An 18,780-nucleotide genomic window follows, 5' to 3' on the forward strand; every position below is an offset into this window, starting at 1 on the left:
AAGAAAATTCCATAAAAGGCAGGAATAGGAAAATGAAAAAACTGCTTCCACTATTTATCAGTGCAGCAATTGGCAGCCTGAGTTCGTCAGCTTTTGCTGATACGCTAGCTGAAGTTTACGACCAAGCAAAACAGAACGATCCACAACTTCTTCGTTCAGCAGCGCAGCGCGATGCCGCTTTTGAAGCAGTAACGTCAAGCCGTAGCTCTTTGTTACCGCAAATTAATCTAACAGCTAACTACGATATTAATCGTGGTGACCGAAGCGATATGAGCAATGATAACAACCAATGGGGTGTTGGCATTGGCTTCAGTCAGGAGCTTTACCAGCGTTCTTCTTGGATCACTCTAGACACGGCAGAGAAAACTGCTCGTCAATCTGATTCAGCTTACGCGGCAGAACAACAAGCCTTGATCCTTCGTGTTGCGACAGCATACTTCGAAGTGCTTCGAGCTCAAGATAACCTAGAGTTTGTTCGTGCAGAGAAAGCAGCGGTTGCTCGTCAACTAGAGCAAACTAAACAGCGTTTTGAAGTGGGTCTTTCAGCAATCACCGATGTGCACGATGCGCAAGCTCAGTACGATGGCGTTTTGGCTGATGAAGTTCTTGCAGAGAACGACCTAACGAATAGCTACGAAGGTCTACGCGAGATTACAGGTCAGGAACACTCTAACCTAAGCATCCTAGATACTGATCGTTTCTCAGCAAGCAAATCTTCTGAATCTGCAGTTGCACTTGTTGAACAAGCAGAACAAAAGAACCTTAGCTTATTGGCTGCACGTATCTCTCAAGATGTAGCGAAAGATAATATCTCTCTAGCAAGCTCTGGTCACCTACCAAGCTTAACGTTAGATGGTAGCTACGGTCTTGCAGAACAGACAGACAGCTCTAACAGCGTAAATGACTACGACTCTGACAACCTAAACATCGGTTTGAACTTAGTTGTACCTCTATACACGGGTGGTAGCACAACTTCTTTGACTAAACAGGCTGAATACAACTACGTTGCAGCAAGTGAAGATCTAGAAGCGATTTACCGTAGCGTTGTAAAAGACGTACGTGCATTCAACAACAACATCAGCGCTTCGATTGGTGCTCTACGCGCTTACGAACAGTCTGTAGTTTCTGCTCAGTCTGCTCTAGAAGCAACAGAAGCTGGTTTTGATGTAGGTACTCGTACTATCGTTGACGTACTAGATTCGACTCGTCGTCTATACGATGCGAACAAAAATCTTTCAGATGCTCGTTACAACTACATCCTAAGTGTACTTCAGCTTCGTCAAGCAGTTGGTACGCTAAGCGAGCAAGACATCGTTGATGTAAACGCAGGTCTAAAAGTAGCAAGTAAGTAACTCTTAATTACTCAAGTTACCGTTACAAAAATGCCGCTCATTGAGCGGCATTTTTATTATCTGTCAAATCTTAGTATTCGAGCGCTAAAACTTAGCCTCGGCCGCCTTTGATCGCTTTAATGATTTCAGTAGTAGAACAACCGTCTTCAAAGTTAAGCACTTTCACTTCACCACCTGCAGCAATCACTTCCGCACCACCAGCAATCTCTTCAGGCTTGTAATCACCACCTTTCACAAGAATACTTGGCAATACCTCAGAGATTAAACGTTGAGGTGTATCTTCAGAGAATGGGACAACCCAATCAACCGCACCTAAGCCAGCCAATACCGCCATACGACGATCAGTTGGGTTCACAGGGCGGCCTGGACCTTTCAAGCGTTTCACTGATTCATCCGTATTCACCGCAACGATCAAACGATCGCCCAGCTCAGCCGCGTGATTCATGTAAGAAACATGACCAGCATGCAGAATATCAAAGCAGCCATTGGTCATAACTACTTTCTCGCCTTTCGCACGAGCACGCTTCACCGCTTCAACCAGTGCCGCTTCAGAGATAACACCGTAGTCTGTGTCTTGACTACCGTGAATCGCTTCCGCTAACTCAATCGTAGACAGTGTAGATGTACCAAGCTTACCCACTACCACACCAGCAGCAGCGTTCGCTAATGCACACGCTTCATCCAGTGGCTTACCAGCAGCAACCGAAGCCGCCAGCACCGAGATAACCGTATCGCCGGCACCCGTCACGTCGTACACTTCTTTCGCTTGAGTCGGCAAATGGAATGGTTCTAAACCTTTGCGAAGTAGTGTCATACCATGTTCACTACGAGTTACTAACAAAGCTTCAAAATCAAACTCTTCGATCAGTGCGAGTCCTTTTTCGATCATTTCTTCTTCAGATTTTACTTTGCCAGCAACCAACTCGAACTCAGCCATGTTTGGCGTCAATAAAGTCGCACCACGGTAGCGTTCAAAGTCTGCGCCTTTCGGGTCGATAAACACAGGGACTTTTGCTGCACGTGCTTTTTGGATAAAGCTCTGCACGTGCTCCAACGCACCTTTTGCGTAATCAGATAGAATTACCGAGCGCACGTTAGGGAGCGCTTGCTCCATACGAGACAAAACCAGCTCAGGATCCGTATTCTCAAATTTATCTTCAAAATCAAGGCGAATTAGCTGCTGACCACGGCTCATCACTCGCAGTTTAGTAATGGTTGGGTAATCTTCTAACTCAACGAAATCACATTTAACCTTTAGTGCGCCTAAGGTATTTTTTAACACCTCAGCAGGCTCATCTTTACCGGTCAAACCAACGATATGAGCATGGCCACCAAGAGAAGCAATATTCATTGCTACGTTGGCTGCACCACCAGGACGCTCTTCGTTATTTTCTACTTTTACAACGGGCACAGGTGCTTCTGGTGAAATACGGCCAGTTGGGCCATACCAGTAACGGTCAAGCATTACGTCACCGACAACAAGAACGCCTGATTGGCTGTAGTCAGGTAGAATTGGTTTCATTATGGATCTCCAAAAATCGAATCTGGCTAGAGTCTAGCACACTGATTACAGAGGCTAAACTATAGATAAATGAGTAAAAGCCTATCAAGATAAATACATCCGTCACTACTGTGTGACTGGGTTATGCCTCCATCCACTGCTTCCATGCCTGAACAACATGTTCTCTTTCCATTTCAAACTTTTCAATCGCCACATCCGCATCAAGATTGAGTAGATTACGGTGGTGGATTTCATCTCTTAATGTTGTATAAGCATGAGTTAATGCCATGCCTTGCTGCTCGTCCATAATCCCCTGTGACAACAGGCTTTCGAAGATTCGTACATTGTCACACCAACGAGTAAGCTTTGGCTTCTCATTGCTGTATCGAAGCACTAAATATTGCGCCAAGAATTCAATATCGGTAATACCACCCGCATCTTGTTTGAGCATGAATCGATCAGCTTTTTTACTCCCTAAATGGCCGCGCATTTTTTCACGCATATCCACAACGGACTTTTTGAGTGTTGCCTCATCACGCGCCAAGCACAAAACCTCATGACGCGTTTTGTTAAATGCCGAAGCCAATAACTCATCACCATAAATCATACGAGCGCGAGTCAAGGCTTGGTGTTCCCAAGTCCACGCGTCATTGTGCTGATACTCGTCAAAGGCATCGGTTGGGCTCACCAACAGGCCAGATGCACCAGAAGGGCGTAGACGAGTGTCGACTTCGTACAGAATGCCAGAAGCAGTTCTGGTCGAGAAAATATGAATAATTCGCTGTGCCAATCTTAGATAAAACTGGCGTCCATCAATCTCTTTCTTACCATCAGTATAGATGTGTACCGGACAGTCGTGCATGAACACGATATCAAGGTCTGAGTTATACCCCAGCTCCCAACCGCCAACTTTGCCATAACCAACAACCGCGAAGCCGCGACCTTCACGATCTTTTACATGAGTCGGTTCACCAAACTTGGCCGAGACTTGTAACCAAGCTTGGTTAATACCCGCCTCAACTATCGCTTCGGCTAAATAGGTCAAATGATCACTGACCTTCATGACAGGTAGAGCACCCGCAATATCCGCGGCTGCAATTCTCAAGATACAGGTCTGCTTAAACTGACGCAGGCCTTCCATCTGTTGCTCCATATCATCTTCAGGGATACGGGCTAGGTAATCACGCAGCTCGGTCTTGTAAGACTCTAAAGGCACTGGATTGTAGAGTTGCTGAGGGTCGATCAGCTCATCTAACAGGATTGGATAACGACCCAACTGCTCCGAGATCATCGGACTTGCCGTACATAAACGAACTAACTGAGTCAACGCTGCAGGGTGTTCATCTAGCAGCTCAAGGTAAGTGGTACGCGTAACGATTTTATGCAGCAGATGCAACACTCGCGACAAGCCAAACTCGGCATCCTTAGCGGTGTACAGTGCTTGAAAGACTTTTGGCATCAGTCGATTGAGCACTTCACGCCCACGTGGGCCAAGGGTCTTCTTAGCTAAATCGGCTTTAAACTGAATAATCGTTTTCGCCGCTTCTGGTGGGCTAGCAACTGCAATATCATGCTCCAGTACATGTTCAATCACGTCTGGTTTATGGGCCATATCCCACAGTTCACTAAAGTGACTCGCGATCGGATTAGCGTCATCTTCATCAACGCCAATTAGGTCTTCGAACACGGTATGTACATTCGCCATATGGCCGCGAGTTGCCACAATCAAGCTACCCCAATCGGAAAATTGCATGGCAACCGCAAGCTGCAGTTGTTCGAATTCACCGTCAGGTAAGGTTTGAGTTTGCTTGTCAGCCATTGCTTGCAATAGGTTCTCAAGGCGACGCAAAAACAGATAAGCCTCACGTAAGTGCCCTACCTCTTCAGCCTCTAACAGATGAAGTGATTCAATCGCGCTTAAGGTTTCGAGTAACCCTCGACCGCGTAAGCTAGGCTCGCGTCCACCACGAATCAATTGGAAAACTTGAGCGATAAATTCCACTTCGCGAATACCACCAGAGCCAAGCTTGATGTTGTTCGAGAGACCACGACGACGCACTTCACTGCTGATCATCGATTTCATTCTGCGCAGAGATTGAATCGCACTAAAATCAATATAACGACGGAACACAAACGGGCGTAGCATTTGGCGAAGCTCTTGATACTCCGGATACATCTCGCTGCCCATCACGCGCGCTTTAACCATAGCGTAGCGTTCCCAATCGCGCCCTTGCTCTTGGTAATAGTCTTCAAGTGCGGCATAGCTCATCACAAGTGGACCACTCTCACCAAACGGGCGTAGGCGCATGTCGACTCGATAACAGAATCCATCAAAGGTTTGCTGATCAAGCGCCTTAATAATACGCTGCCCTAGACGGGTAAAGAACTGCGCATTGGCAATGCTTCGTCTCGCACCTTGGGTTTCGCCATTCTCTGGGTAGGTGAAGATCAGATCGATATCGGAAGAGAAGTTCAGCTCACCGCCCCCTAGCTTGCCCATACCAATGATCAACATCGGCTGTGCTTCGCCTTGTTCATTACAAGGTGTGCCCCACTCTTTACAACAAATATCGTACTGCCATTGATAGGTCTCGAAGATCATCGCCTCAGCCAACATCGATAGATGATTTAGGCTCTGCTCTAGCTCCCACGAACCCATGAAATCACGCCAAGCAATGTAGGTCATTTCTCGATTGCGGAATTGACGCAGCACGCGTTGACCGCTCATTTCATCGGCGCAACCAGAAAGTAATTCAGCTAGTCGTTCTCGGTACGCTTCAGCACGTTCTTCGCATGCCAACATATCAGGTAAGTCACCGCATAAAACCGTATCACGCTGTAGGCAATCTCCAACAAAACAGCTTAAACCGAGTACACGTTTAAGATCTTCAGTCAGTGGCTCAGACCAAGTATTGATGGCTTCACTTTGATGCTCTAATAATTGCTCAAAAGCAGACTGGGAGTGAGTGATGAGTTGAGAAGGCAATGGCATGTTTCTTCCTTGTATAAGCTGCGCGCCGAACAATCGGTTTATCGATTCAGTTCTTCAATAACGAGTTTTCATAACTAAAGGTAAGTTATACCAAAGTTACGCCAATAAAAAACGCCCACATTAGCAATGTGGGCGTTTTATCGATTAACTTATCTGGTTGAGCTTACAACCGAGAAAAAGTCTCTGGGAATAAGCCTTTACGGATGAAGATTAGGTGCTAAGGACTAAACCTTAAACTGCTTAATCTTACCGTCGAGTTCTTGTGCGTTGCTTTCCATAAGCTGAGAGGTCTCTAGCAGCTCACTAACAACAACCACAGAAGCTTCAACAAGCTCGCGAACATTGGTTAGGTTAACACTCATCTCTTCAGCAACACTGCTCTGTTGGCCTGCAGCCGTTGCGATTTGGAAGTTCATATCATTGATTTGATTGACTTGGCTTACGATGCCATCAAGCTCTGTTCCTGCATTGGTTACCAGATCAACGCCTTCCGCCGCTTCTACAACACTCTTCTCCATCAGCTCTACCGCAGAATTAGCGCTGCTTTGTAGATGACTGATCATGTCTTGAATCTCTACCGTTGCTTGCTGAGTGCGCTGTGCAAGGTTACGAACCTCATCGGCAACAACCGCAAAACCACGACCCGCTTCACCTGCACGTGCCGCTTCAATTGCTGCGTTCAATGCTAGTAGGTTTGTCTGCTCTGAAATGCCTTGGATAGTACCAACCACACTGCCAATTGAGTCAACGCGCTCTTCTACTTGGTTTACCGCGGCTGCAGATGCTGCGATATCTGAAGATAGCTCACTCATCTTAGACACTGACCCTTGAACGAACTTCTGGCCAGTAAGAGCTTGGCCTGATGCCTGTTCCGTCAATGAAGAAGCGCTTTGCGCATGCTCAGCGACAGTTTGTACCGTAGACGTCATCTCACTCATTGCTGTTGCCAACTGATCGATCTCGTTGAACTCTTCTTGAGCTGACTCTTTGGTTTCAGACATGCTGATGGTCATCACTTCCGTCAGAGCAAACAGCTCATCAGAAGAGGCCACCTGAGTTTTGATCATATCGTTCAGTTGAACGCGAGTTTTTTCGAGTTCACGTGCCACATCGCCGTATTCATCTTTACAGTCCATTTGAATCGGCACTGATAAGTTCTTGTCGGCCATGGTTTTAATGGCGTCATTAAGGTATTGAGTCTGGCGCAACATAACGCGAGCCGCTGCTAACAGAAGAACCACAAACACAATGATCATCAAGGCTGTTTGCCAAGCCACTTGAACTAGGTAAGTCTCGTAATGCTGCTGTGCGACTTGCGCGTTATTGGTTACAGCAAGCAATGAATCGTAAAACGTACTTGCGTCCCATAGCTGCTTCGAAATGATCAAGATAGTGCTGAATATCATCAACATGACCATTTTTGGAACGAGACGAACGTCAGAGATTACCCTTTCCCACGGCTTGAATGACAGTTTAGTCATTGTCAGTTCTCCATTAATTCTTATATATTGATGGCTTCTATATCCGCGAGGTGGCTATGTCAGTCAAAGTTCGCGATTTATTTTGAGCCTCGTATGAATGTTGAATAATACCAAAGACGCCACCAAGCCGATGAGCTTATTGTCACTGATTCTCTCTTTCTTAGCGTTATTTGTGATCTCAGGCTTATTGTTCGTACCGATCGATAAAGAATCGAAACAAGTCCTTATCGGCCTCGATTTTATAATCTGTAGTGTTTTTCTTTTTCAGCTCACAATTGATCTATTCAGATCACAAAACAAAAAAGAATATCTAAAAATACACTGGATCGATTTCTTAGCAAGCATCCCAATGATCGAGCCACTTCGTTTCGCTCGCATTTTTCAGATCCTGCGCGTCATTCTTGTGCTTCGCTCGGGTAAACGTGTTTTCAGAGAGCTCTTTCGTAATCGCAAAGAAACCACCCTCGCCTCAATTATATTGCTGCTGGTCATTCTCCTGACCATAGGGGCGGGAACAATATTGCTGTTAGAACACAAAGACCCCGGTGCCAACATCACCACTGGGCAAGATGCTTTGTGGTGGGCATTTGTGACCATCAGTACGGTGGGATATGGCGATCATTATCCAGTCACGAGCTCAGGAAAGTTAGTCGCGTCTCTGGTGATCATTTGCGGTGTCGGTGTGTTTGGTATGATTTCAGGCTTGATTACTTCTTTGATCACCTCCCCAACTCACCATGAGAATCAACGAGCGGAAAACAAAGAGAAACACCTTGAGAAGATCATCGAGCAGCAACAGAAGATCTTAGAGCGACTCGAAAAGCTCGAGCAACAAACAAAAAAATAGGGCCGAAGCCCTATTTTCAAATTCATACTTATATAGATACAGCTATCAAGTTTAGTCTTGCCAGTATGGCTCAACCTCAACACTGATTTGGCGTGTCTGTTCCATCGCATGCAGAATGGACACTTCTTGACGAGCTAACCAACGCTCTAGCTGAACCTTCTCATCGCCTTCCAACTTCTCGGTCAAAGGCTCCAATGTTTTAAGTGCCAGCAAGTCATCAATGCCTTGCACCATATCGGCCCAAGGTAAACGGAAACTGTTTCGCTCAGCGTCATCATACAAACTCGCGAAACCAACACCTGAATACAGATTTCGCATCAAACGGTATTGCTGCTCAATATACGCTTGGCTAGTCATCACTCGCTCTGGTGGGAAAGCTTCCATCAAGTCTGCCCATGTGCGATCGAGTTGCTGCACGGAAAACCATTCAATACCACGACCCATTTGCTCACGCGCTTTCTCATCTAAGAAAGGCTGCCAGCCACGAGACAAGATCCAACGGCTCAGATCTAACAATAAACCGGTGTAACGAGCAGAGCTCAGCAAGGTAAGCAGATCTTCACGATCAGGCAGTTGCTCTTGCATCTCTTTAAGCTCAGCGACTAAGAACTTACGCGCATCGAGTTTACGCAGCACGTGTCCTTTATCTTCCAGCAAGTCTTCGAAGTGATCATAGCTTTTCAGCCAGTCGAGCTCTTGCTCAAGCCACTTCAACTCTTGACGTAAAATAGCACTCGCGCGTCTTGGGACAATGCCACCGTAGATAGTGAAGGTTTGACGAATAAAACTCAGCGAGTGACTGATCTCATGCAGCGCTTCGATTGATTGGCGCTCGGTGAAGATCTGCTCGTGATAGTGCCAATGAGCGAGAGCATGCTCTAAAGATTGAATGAAACACGATTCAACAGTATCACTTTTGTCAGTATCAACTAAGGTCAAAGGAGTGACTTCATCTCCTTGATAACCTTGAGCAAGGCGGTAACCCTTAGCTGCTTTACTTAGGTTACCCAAACGCATGCCACCTTGTTCGCAGAATTGGCGAGACAATGTAAATAGCGCATCCGTTTGACCGGATTTAAGTTCTAATTCGACTTCGCAAATCGGTTCTTGCAGGTCGCCTGATTCAACAAAGCCTTGATCGAATGCGACCTCGACTTGGCTACCATCAGGCATACCAATCAACCACTGCTCACGCGTGAAGTTGGTAGAGAACAGGGGAGTCAGCTCTGCTTGCAACGTTTCGATGTCTTTACCTGCTGGCCAGATATCCTCTGGGTGCAGGGCTAACTTAGGTTCGTTGCTGTCGTGTTCTGCATTGTATTCAGGCCTTTGATGCAGGCCAGCAACCACACGGCCAGCAGTCTTTACGGTTTGTACAAATACGTCATCAAAGCGTCGAATGCGTAAGCCTGTATCGTGCTTACGTAGCCAGTTGTCAGCGGTGTCAAAGTAGATGTTACCTAGCTCACGACAACTGTGCTGAAGTACTTTAGTTTCAGCAATTTTATTGCGTAAAGTCTCTGAAAATTCAGGAGAAACAAAAAACTTCAGTTCTATCTCGGTTTCCATAGTTATACCTTTCTGTGAAGATAGGGACAGGATATTGCCAATTTGAAAAGTCGGCAAGTCAGAAATATCGCCCTTATGATGATCTAAAACAGTTTTAATGAGAGATTGATTAGGTTAACATGCGCGACTTTGTAGCCATCGCTTAACATTTCACCATGAATATGGTGTATGTTGTTTTAAGGTTATTATTTATTAGGTTGGATGACCATGCCAGTAAATACAATTATGGGGTTATTTGCAAAGTCCCCAATTAAACCTTTGCAGCGTCACGTAGTATGCGTGAACGAATGTTGTTCTCACCTAGTTAATTTCTTTGAAGTTTCTTCAAAAGGTGACTGGGAAAAAGCATCAGAAATTCGAGCTCAAATTTCTCACCTTGAGAAAGAAGCTGACGTACTAAAACGTGAAATTCGCCTTAAACTTCCTCGTGGTTTGTTTATGCCAGTTGATCGCACCGATATGTTGGAGCTATTAACGCAACAAGACAAACTCGCAAACCTAGCGAAAGACATTGCTGGCCGTGTATATGGTCGTCAACTTGTCATTCCTGCTCCGATGCAAGAAAACTTCATCGCTTACGTTAAACGTTGTCTAGATGCAGCGAACCAAGCACAAAACGTAATCAATGAATTAGACGAATTACTTGAGACTGGCTTTAAAGGCCGTGAAGTAACACTCGTTGCCGAAATGATTCATCAATTAGATGTAATTGAAGATGACACGGATGCGATGCAGATCGAACTACGCCAACAACTAATGGCAATTGAAGGCGATCTGAATCCAGTTGATATCATGTTCTTATACAAAATTCTTGAATGGGTTGGTGGTATTGCAGATCAAGCACAGCGTGTAGGCGCTCGTCTTGAAGTAATGCTTTCTCGATCTTAAATCATACGTTAACCATATAACGAAGAGCATTTTTTGAACAAACCACTTATGCGCTGAGTATTCCTCTCGCTGAGCGGTTTTTTGCGTCTAAATTTGTTCCGCTTGTTATCAAACAACTAGGTATTACGATGGATATCCTTGCTAACTACGGCACTGTCCTGATTATTGTTGCAGCAGCTTTCGGTTTCTTGATGGCTATTGGTATTGGTGCAAATGACGTTGCGAACGCAATGGGCACCTCAGTAGGCTCTAAAGCTCTAACCGTTAAACAAGCGATCATTATCGCAATGATCTTTGAATTCGCAGGTGCTTACCTTGCGGGCGGCGAAGTAACAGACACGATCCGTAAAGGTGTTATCGAAACGTCTCTATTCGCTCATCAACCAGATGTACTTGTGTACGGCATGATGTCAGCACTTCTTGCTGCTGGTACATGGCTACTTCTCGCTTCTTACATGGGCTGGCCTGTTTCTACGACTCACTCAATCATCGGTGCAATCATCGGTTTTGCGTGTATTTCTGTAGGTACTGAAGCTGTAGACTGGAACAGTGTTCAAGGTATTGTGGGCAGTTGGATTATCACACCCGTTATTTCCGGCTTTTTCGCTTACGTCATATTTGTAAGTGCTCAACGACTGATTTTTGATACAGAGAACCCGCTATTTAACGCGAAACGCTTTGTACCGGTATACATGTTCATTACAACAATGGTAATTGCACTTGTAACCATCAAGAAAGGTCTTAAGCACGTTGGTCTTCACCTAAGCAACACTGAAGCATGGGTTTGGGCTGCTGGCGTTTCTGCACTTGTAATGATCGGCGGTTACCTATACATCCAGAAGAAATTCGCTAACCGCGAAGAAGACCACGGCTTTGCAGGTGTTGAAGGCATCTTCTCGGTACTAATGGTTATCACAGCTTGTGCGATGGCATTTGCACACGGTTCAAACGACGTTGCGAACGCGATTGGTCCACTGTCTGCTGTTGTATCAACCGTTGAGCACATGGGTGAAATCACAGGTAAGAGTACTATCGCATGGTGGATTCTTCCTCTAGGTGGTTTCGGTATCGTTGTTGGTCTTGCAACAATGGGTCATAAAGTAATGGCAACCGTTGGTACTGGTATTACAGAACTAACACCAAGCCGTGGCTTTGCTGCACAACTTGCAACTGCATGTACGGTTGTACTAGCTTCAGGTACTGGCCTTCCAATCTCTACTACACAAACACTCGTTGGTGCAGTATTAGGTGTTGGTTTTGCTCGTGGTATCGCAGCACTAAACTTAGGCGTTGTACGTAATATCGTGGCTTCTTGGATTGTGACATTGCCAGCTGGTGCTCTACTTGCTGTTGTGTTCTTCTACGGAATTCAAGCTGCGTTTACTATGTAATCACGACTGCGTTAGTGAATACTAGCGTCAGAACAGTGTGAGCTTCAGTAGCGATATGTAAATGCCATGTCATTATTGACTCAAACGCACAGAAAGGGAGGCTTTGCCTCCCTTCTTTGTTGCACCGCATAAAGAAACTAAATATTATTTGCTGATTGAGGCTGACTCATACGCCTACCCAATTTGAATCGTTAAGGGATTTACTGTGAAAAAACTGATTAGCTTAGTTTTGTTCGCAATGCTTGCGGCTCCAGCTGCCTTTGCACAAGAACGTTATATTGCTGACAAACTATTTACTTATATGCATTCTGGCCCAAACAACACATTCCGTATCATCGGTAGTGTTGATGCTGGTGAAAAGATTACATTCCTACAAACTAACAAGAGTACGGGTTACACCCAAATTCAAGACAACCGTGGCCGTAAAGGTTGGGTTGAAAGCAAGTTTGTAAGCACTCAAGAAAGCATGGCACTGCGTATGCCTAAGCTAGAGAAAGAGCTGACGGAAGTTAAAGGTAAGCTAGCGAATGCTCGTCAGAGTGCTGACAGCGAAAAAGCTGGCCTAGCAAGCTCTCTAGATTCTCGTAACAAGCAGATTGCTGAACTAGAACAGAACTACAGTGAAATTAGCCAACAGCTAACGAGCTCTCAAACAGAGAACCGTGAACTACGCGCTAAGCTAGACACTCAAAAAGACGACCTTCTATTGAAGTACTTCATGTACGGCGGTGGTGTTGCGGGTATTGGTCTACTTCTAGGCCTTGTTCTGCCACACATCATGCCTCGTCGCAGAAAATCACCAAACGGTTGGGCGTAGACTTAACGCTTGTATCAGGTACAGTAAATTCAGTATCGAATATCAAAAAGGAGCACCGAGGTGCTCCTTTTTATTTGTCTGTTATCTAGATACCTTTAGAGCTCGCTAGCCTTTCCACTCGTAAAGAGCTGGGATTTCTATCTTCTGCTGATTGAACTCTATGATCACCGATTGTGGCTTAATCTCCAGTAATTGAATGTCTTGTCCAATCCAATCTCCTTGCGCCACTTCTTGACCGTTCACTTTTACCCAACGCTTAGTTTCGCTACTCGAGTACATATGAGTTTGTAGGTCTAACTTAGGAAGGACTCCTGATAAGCTATTGGTGTGCGTTTCCAACTCAATAACCTGAGAGCCTCTTTGCCCTGCGGGTCTAGAGTCCATCGGCTCAGGAGCGCTTTGTTGCTCACCCATAATGGATTCAAGCTTCAATGCCAAATCAGGTGGCAACTCACTGAGGTCTAGCCCTTGCAGCAGATCACTGTCAAATTGTAAGTCACTATTTGCTTGCTGATCAGTGCTTGATTGCCGATCAGTCGTTTCATCACTCGCGCCTGGCTGAACGGTTGGTTGAACAGGTGACGATTCAGAACTGGTTGTCATTTGAGTGTTGTTATCAGCATTAGCTAAGATCACAGCTGAGCCACCAGCAGTGTTTGCACTATTAGTACCAGAATCAATCTGTGCATACATCTCTTGCCTTGGCAGCGCTTTCAACGGTTGGCTCGCCGGTGCTGGACGAACAGCGAACAATGCATCTTCTTCCTCAGACACGGCATCCATGCTTGCTATATCAGCATCAGCAATTTCAGGCTCAATGTCTGATTCAGTTTTTAATTCTGGCAGAGCGACATTGGCAGCTTTGTTCACTGGTTCTTGTTGTGGGCTATACGATTGATAAGCCAGAACGCCACCCACCAACAAAGAAGGAACCAAGATTAAGAGCAATCCCATCGCTAACGATGAACCTCGTTTGTTGCTCATCCCTTTTGCAGAATTAGGAACATGATGATTCTGGTAGCCTTTAAAGCTTGGTTTACTAAGAGAGTGCTGATTAATAGACGACTGTTTTCCAGAGGAGTGTTTAAGTTCGTGCATAATACGTGACATTAGCTTTCGTCCCCTTCTAGTGACATCAACTTAGGCGAATCGAGTTGAGCTAATCTCTGCAATCTTGCCAAGGTGCGCTTACCTGCAATGCCATCAACAGACATACCCTGCCACGTTTGAAATGCTTCGATTTTCATTTTTAACTCATAATCAAATACATCACTACCGGAAACAACCTCTCCCAATACTTCAGAAAGCAGTAGATCAAGCAAAGCAACCGCTTCACCTTGATAGCCCTCTTTCAGTGTCTCTCGTAACGGCTGCTTCCAAATAGCGACATAATCGCCTTGCCAGATTTGTTCTAAGGATTGCTTCGGCATCACCAACAGCTTTTCATTCACCAGTAACTCGACAGAATCCTCAGATACGCCATACAGCACAGCAAACACTGGTTTTTGGTCTACGTCGAGATTAAGTACCACAGGTACGCCTAGTTCTAACAATGTATCCAAATTGGCCTGTTGCTGCTCGCAAACAAAAACACTTTGTGGCTCACTTAAGCACAATCCATCACGCAGTGAAGATTGATACCCCCACAGCGTATACAAGTCTTTGATAGCAAGAGAACGGTTGGTCCCCTGCATCAAATGTTGTTGAATGTGTTGTGGCAATTCAAACTTGGCAGGTTTTGGCTCGGCAACCAACTTAGGAACATCTGCCACCAATGAACGCTGAGTATGTGCTAACACTTCAGTCTTCGCTTCATTTGAAGCATCCGTAGGCAACCAAGCATTGATATAGCTTGGAGCTAAGTTAAAGGTCGCTATTGCAAGACCAACGCTTAACGTCGCAATCCCTGCGTATTGGAATAACTTGGGCGCAGCACGAGAAGTTCGAGGTTTCTCGACGTGATACACATCGGCCTGAAAGGACATAACCTGCTGACATGCTCGGTTAACCGTTTCATTGCTCGGTAGCTGCTCTCCATCATGAAAAGCCAACTGTAGTGCTTTGTCACACACCAAGTTAATGAGCCTTGGAATACCATGCGTATATTGAGCAATCAGCTTGATAGAGCGGTTCGAAAACAACATCTGCTCGCCACCCGCCGTCTCCAAACGAAACGCGATGTACTTGCCCGTTTCTTCGGTATTAAGAGGCAGTAAGTGATAACGACCAGTAATGCGCTGTGCTAGCTGACGTAGTTGCGTGGTTTGTAAGTGTTGTTGTAATTCAGGTTGGCCGACCAACAGTACTTTTAACAGCTTGCGACTGTCGGTTTCCAGGTTTGTTAGAAGACGTAACTGCTCCAACACATCAGCAGCGAGGTGTTGAGCTTCATCTATTACCAATAGGGTTTGAATGCCTTCGGCATGGCTATCAAGTAGAAAATAATGAATAGCCTGACTGAGCTGTTTCAACGATGCTTGTTCAGGGTACTCGACCTCAAACTCATCGCAGATAGCTTCAAGTAAATCCGTATTGGAAAACGTAGGGTTAAGTATAAGGCCAGCCTGAGTATGACTATCCAATGAAGACAACATCGCCTTAGCGACCGTTGTTTTCCCTGTACCAACCTCACCAGTAAGCATCGCAAAGCCCCCACCCTCGCCTAAACCGGCTTGTAGGTTCTGCATCGCTTCTTGATGGCGCTGACTCAAAAACAAGTAGCGAGAATTTGGTACAATCGAAAATGGCATCTCAACGAAGCCAAAATATTCCTTATACATGTGCTGCCCTATAATTACGATTAATGGAAAGTACCATTGCTTGCAGTAAAGTCCAGCAGTGATAAAACATTTCGAGGTGATAAGTTGCAAATTTACGATAGCCTACCAAAAGACAACGGGCTACAACGCTATCTAGTCGGTGGAGCAGTGCGCGATAAGCTGCTCAATATTGATAGTTATGATAGAGACTGGGTCGTGGTAGGGAGTACCCCTCAAGAGATGGAAAACCTTGGCTTTACTGCTGTGGGAAAAGATTTCCCCGTATTCTTGCACCCAAAAACCAAAGAAGAGCACGCACTGGCTCGCACTGAGAGAAAATCAGGTTCAGGTTACACAGGCTTTGAGTGTTACTTCGCTCCAGACGTGAGTTTGGAAGAAGATCTGATGCGTCGAGATCTTACCATCAACGCTATCGCTCAAGATGATAAAGGCCAACTTCACGATCCTTACCATGGTCAGAAAGATCTCTCGGATCGTGTTTTAAGACACGTTTCAGACGCTTTTGTTGAAGACCCTCTTCGTGTACTACGTGTGGCTCGCTTCGCCGCCAAGCTTCACCATCTTAACTTCACGGTTGCACCTGAAACCATGGATATGATGAGTGAGATCGTCCAATCTGGTGAGTTGGCACACCTCACTGCAGAGCGAGTTTGGCAAGAGTGGCATAAGTCTCTGAGTACACCGCACCCTGAAGTGTTCCTTTATGTATTGAAAGAGTGTGGTGCATTGGCAGTCGTATTACCTGAGATTGACGCTCTATTTGGCGTCCCTCAGCCTGAAAAATGGCACCCTGAAATCGACACGGGCATTCACACTCTGATGGTTGCTCAGCAAGCCGCACTATTAAGCCCATCGCTACCGGTACGATTTGCCGCTCAAGTGCATGACTTAGGTAAAGGCGTTACACCAGAAAGCGAATGGCCGAGCCACAAAATGCATTGCCACACAGGTTTGAAAATCATTAAGAAGCTGTGTGAACGAGTCAGAGTGCCTAATGAGTTCAGAGACCTTGCGTTGTTAGTATGCGAGCAACATTCTAACATCCACCGCGCAGGCGAGCTCAAACCAACCACCTTTCTCAAGGTTCTCAATAAGTTTGATGTTTGGCGTAAGCCAGATAGGCTCGACGATATACTGCTTTGCTGCCAAGCCGATCACGCAGGCCGAAAAGGATTAGAAGATCAGCCGTATCCTCAAAAAGCGCGTTTTGAAGTCGCTTACCAAGCGGCGCTTCAAGTTGAAGTCAAAGCGATCATTGCCGATGGTTTTAAAGGCAAAGATATTCGAGAAGAACAAGAGAAACGTAGAGCCGTCGCAATTGAAAGCGCCTTATCATTACTCCCTGCCAGTTAATCGTCACCGTTCTAATTAAACCGCATTAAAAAGCCCGCTGTTAAGCGGGCCTTTTGTTTCAATTTTTACAGCGAGACCGTTGTCCGCGTCTGTTACTGCATCATCAAGAAAGCAAACAGACCACAACCCAAGATCAGGCGATAGATAACGAACGGTGTCATACCCATACGAGAAATAAGCTTCAAGAAGAAGTGGATACAGATGTAAGCACTGATGAAAGACACCGCAACGCCCGTTAGCAAAGTGCCAACATGGATTGGATCACCGCTTGTCACCAACTTAAGACCTAAATAACCACCAGCCAGAGTGATGATTGGGATAGACATCAAGAAAGAGAATCGAGCCGCCGCTTCACGTGTGAAACCAAGGTAAAGCGCCGCGGTAATGGTTGCGCCAGAACGAGACGTGCCCGGAATGATCGCCATTGCTTGAGCAAGACCAATAAACAGCGCCTTTTTCCAACCCGCTTGGTATTCGTCATCGCGCAGGCTTGAGTTCTTGTCCACCCACCAAAGCAATAGACCAAAGATAATCGTTGTCGTCGCGATCACCCACGCACTGCGTAAGTAAAGCTCAACAATATCTTTCATCAACAAGCCAAAGATACATGCAGGAATCGTCGCGAGAATGATCATCCACGCGAGCTTCGCTTCTTTACTGCGATCACCTTTAAACACTGAACCAAAGAATGCGCTCAGCAAAGAGACCACTTCTTTACGGAAATAGATAACCACGGCTGCCAAAGTACCAACGTGGACAGCCACATCAAAAGCCAAGCCTTGATCTTCCCAGCCTAAAACAGCAGAAGGAAGGATTAGGTGTGCAGAACTGGAAATAGGTAAAAACTCAGTAAAGCCTTGCACCAACGCCAATATAAACGCTTCAAAATAACTCATTACTTACCTTAAAAATTATAGTTTTATATCTACGACAGAGAGCGAGTCTAATTGCTGCATCTTCTGCCATATTTCACTGACGGTTCTTCCGTCTTGCGGGATCACTCGCGCAGGACAAAGATCATAAAGCGGTTGTGTTACAAAAGGATATTTGTAGATATCACTGCGTGGCAGCTCTGGATCGCTATCAGAAATCTCCTCTCCAAACAGCACAATATCAAGATCGAGTTTTCGATCTTGTAGTTTGTGCGCATCTTGAGAGCGACCCCATTTAAACTCAATTTTACGCAGCTGCTGTGAAAATTCAGTCAATGAGAGTGACGTGTCGAGCTCTATCACAAAGTTATAAAACGGATGGCTATTAAAACCCACGGGCTCACAGTGATAGATTTTAGAGCATTTAAGGTTAGTCCCTAACGATTGAAGCTCTGTCCATGCCACCCTTGCATGCTTATCGCGGTCTATGTTCGTGCCAACACCAACATAGGCTACTGTCATGCTTGACCTCGTTCGATGATCACGCCAACGGCTTTTGCTTGTGGCACTGCGCCAGGTTTAGCCAAGCGGATTTTAATCCACGGCACAGAGAATTGAGTCATGATCAATTCAGCGACTTCTTCAGCCACACGTTCAACCAATAGGAATCGGCCATTCGCAATGTGATCAAGCACGGCAGTACTCACAGTCGAGTAGTCCAAAGCATCAACCACATCATCACTCTTACCCGCTGGGCGGTTGTCATGAGCCATTTCAATATCAAGCACAAGTTTTTGTTTAATCTCTTGTTCCCAATCGTAAACACCGATCGTTGTAATTACTTCTAGCTGTTCAATGAAAACTTTATCCAGTGCCATGACTTGTCCTTTTAGAGGTCGGATACCCATATGGGGGAAAAAAACGTATTATTTGCGTA

15 protein-coding genes are annotated in these 18,780 nt (G+C 45.6%); 6 read left to right on the forward strand and 9 right to left on the reverse strand.

The genetic code is table 11. From position 1 onward, the window contains the following. Positions 1-32: 32 nt before the first annotated feature. Entirely contained in the window at positions 33-1,352 is a 1,320-nt protein-coding gene (gene tolC, locus OCV20_RS14545) for an outer membrane channel protein TolC (RefSeq protein WP_086773788.1), read from the forward strand. A gap of 91 nt (positions 1,353-1,443) precedes the next feature. Here the strand turns inward: tolC and hldE are convergent, their stop codons facing one another. From hldE to OCV20_RS14560, 3 genes are all read right to left on the reverse strand, one after another. Next, positions 1,444-2,874 carry a bifunctional D-glycero-beta-D-manno-heptose-7-phosphate kinase/D-glycero-beta-D-manno-heptose 1-phosphate adenylyltransferase HldE gene (gene hldE / locus OCV20_RS14550; protein WP_017061423.1) on the reverse strand — a complete coding sequence of 477 codons (1,431 nt, stop codon included), beginning with the start codon at positions 2,872-2,874 and terminating at the stop codon, positions 1,444-1,446. A 121-nt stretch (positions 2,875-2,995) separates the two neighbouring features. Next, positions 2,996-5,845 carry a bifunctional [glutamate--ammonia ligase]-adenylyl-L-tyrosine phosphorylase/[glutamate--ammonia-ligase] adenylyltransferase gene (gene glnE, locus OCV20_RS14555; protein WP_086773790.1) on the reverse strand — a complete coding sequence of 950 codons (2,850 nt, stop codon included), beginning with the start codon at positions 5,843-5,845 and terminating at the stop codon, positions 2,996-2,998. A gap of 224 nt (positions 5,846-6,069) precedes the next feature. Further along, positions 6,070-7,326: a methyl-accepting chemotaxis protein gene (locus OCV20_RS14560; RefSeq protein ID WP_048618204.1), complete on the reverse strand. Its 1,257-nt coding sequence runs from the start codon at positions 7,324-7,326 to the stop codon at positions 6,070-6,072. 97 nt (positions 7,327-7,423) lie between these two features. On the opposite strand from OCV20_RS14560, the gene OCV20_RS14565 reads away from it, so the two are divergent. Continuing rightward, complete coding sequence (locus tag OCV20_RS14565; protein ID WP_086773792.1) at positions 7,424-8,173, forward strand: potassium channel family protein; 750 nt, start codon at positions 7,424-7,426, stop codon at positions 8,171-8,173. Positions 8,174-8,224: 51 nt separating this feature from the next. Here the strand turns inward: OCV20_RS14565 and OCV20_RS14570 are convergent, their stop codons facing one another. After that, the gene (locus OCV20_RS14570) at positions 8,225-9,742 is read right to left on the reverse strand and encodes a CYTH and CHAD domain-containing protein (RefSeq protein WP_017102953.1); all 1,518 of its coding nucleotides are present in this window, start codon (positions 9,740-9,742) and stop codon (positions 8,225-8,227) included. Between the two features lie 207 nt (positions 9,743-9,949). Here OCV20_RS14570 and OCV20_RS14575 point away from each other — a divergent pair, with 207 nt between their 5' ends. The 3 genes from OCV20_RS14575 (at position 9,950) to OCV20_RS14585 (ending at position 12,838) form a co-directional block, all read left to right on the forward strand. Next, entirely contained in the window at positions 9,950-10,630 is a 681-nt protein-coding gene (locus OCV20_RS14575) for a TIGR00153 family protein (protein ID WP_010434644.1), read from the forward strand. A gap of 128 nt (positions 10,631-10,758) precedes the next feature. Beyond that, positions 10,759-12,021 carry an inorganic phosphate transporter gene (locus tag OCV20_RS14580; protein ID WP_017061418.1) on the forward strand — a complete coding sequence of 421 codons (1,263 nt, stop codon included), beginning with the start codon at positions 10,759-10,761 and terminating at the stop codon, positions 12,019-12,021. A gap of 205 nt (positions 12,022-12,226) precedes the next feature. Further along, on the forward strand, positions 12,227-12,838 hold the full coding sequence (locus OCV20_RS14585; protein WP_048614910.1) for a TIGR04211 family SH3 domain-containing protein: 612 nt from the start codon (positions 12,227-12,229) through the stop codon (positions 12,836-12,838). A 105-nt stretch (positions 12,839-12,943) separates the two neighbouring features. Here the strand turns inward: OCV20_RS14585 and OCV20_RS14590 are convergent, their stop codons facing one another. Together OCV20_RS14590 and OCV20_RS14595 are read right to left on the reverse strand one after the other, a co-directional pair. After that, a complete protein-coding gene (locus tag OCV20_RS14590; protein WP_086773793.1) occupies positions 12,944-13,948 on the reverse strand; it encodes a general secretion pathway protein GspB in 1,005 nt (334 codons plus the stop codon). Then, positions 13,948-15,618 (reverse strand): ExeA family protein, encoded by a 1,671-nt coding sequence (locus OCV20_RS14595; protein ID WP_202910122.1) that lies wholly within the window; start codon positions 15,616-15,618, stop codon positions 13,948-13,950. The genes OCV20_RS14590 and OCV20_RS14595 overlap by 1 nt, the downstream gene beginning before the upstream one ends. Positions 15,619-15,654: 36 nt before the next feature. Here OCV20_RS14595 and OCV20_RS14600 point away from each other — a divergent pair, with 36 nt between their 5' ends. Continuing rightward, positions 15,655-16,971: a multifunctional CCA addition/repair protein gene (locus OCV20_RS14600; RefSeq protein WP_086773795.1), complete on the forward strand. Its 1,317-nt coding sequence runs from the start codon at positions 15,655-15,657 to the stop codon at positions 16,969-16,971. Positions 16,972-17,063: 92 nt separating this feature from the next. Here the strand turns inward: OCV20_RS14600 and OCV20_RS14605 are convergent, their stop codons facing one another. Genes OCV20_RS14605 through folB form a run of 3 tightly spaced genes read right to left on the reverse strand, consistent with a single transcriptional unit; the run spans position 17,064 to position 18,721 of the window. Next, positions 17,064-17,867, reverse strand: coding sequence for an undecaprenyl-diphosphate phosphatase (locus tag OCV20_RS14605; protein ID WP_010434624.1), 804 nt, complete (start codon positions 17,865-17,867; stop codon positions 17,064-17,066). Between the two features lie 15 nt (positions 17,868-17,882). Then, the gene (gene folK / locus OCV20_RS14610) at positions 17,883-18,365 is read right to left on the reverse strand and encodes a 2-amino-4-hydroxy-6-hydroxymethyldihydropteridine diphosphokinase (protein ID WP_048614902.1); all 483 of its coding nucleotides are present in this window, start codon (positions 18,363-18,365) and stop codon (positions 17,883-17,885) included. After that, positions 18,362-18,721 (reverse strand): dihydroneopterin aldolase, encoded by a 360-nt coding sequence (gene folB, locus OCV20_RS14615; RefSeq protein WP_004735969.1) that lies wholly within the window; start codon positions 18,719-18,721, stop codon positions 18,362-18,364. Before folB ends, folK begins: the two co-directional genes overlap by 4 nt. Positions 18,722-18,780 lie beyond the last annotated feature (59 nt).

This window comes from Vibrio coralliirubri (assembly GCF_024347375.1).
Taxonomy (GTDB): domain Bacteria; phylum Pseudomonadota; class Gammaproteobacteria; order Enterobacterales; family Vibrionaceae; genus Vibrio; species Vibrio coralliirubri.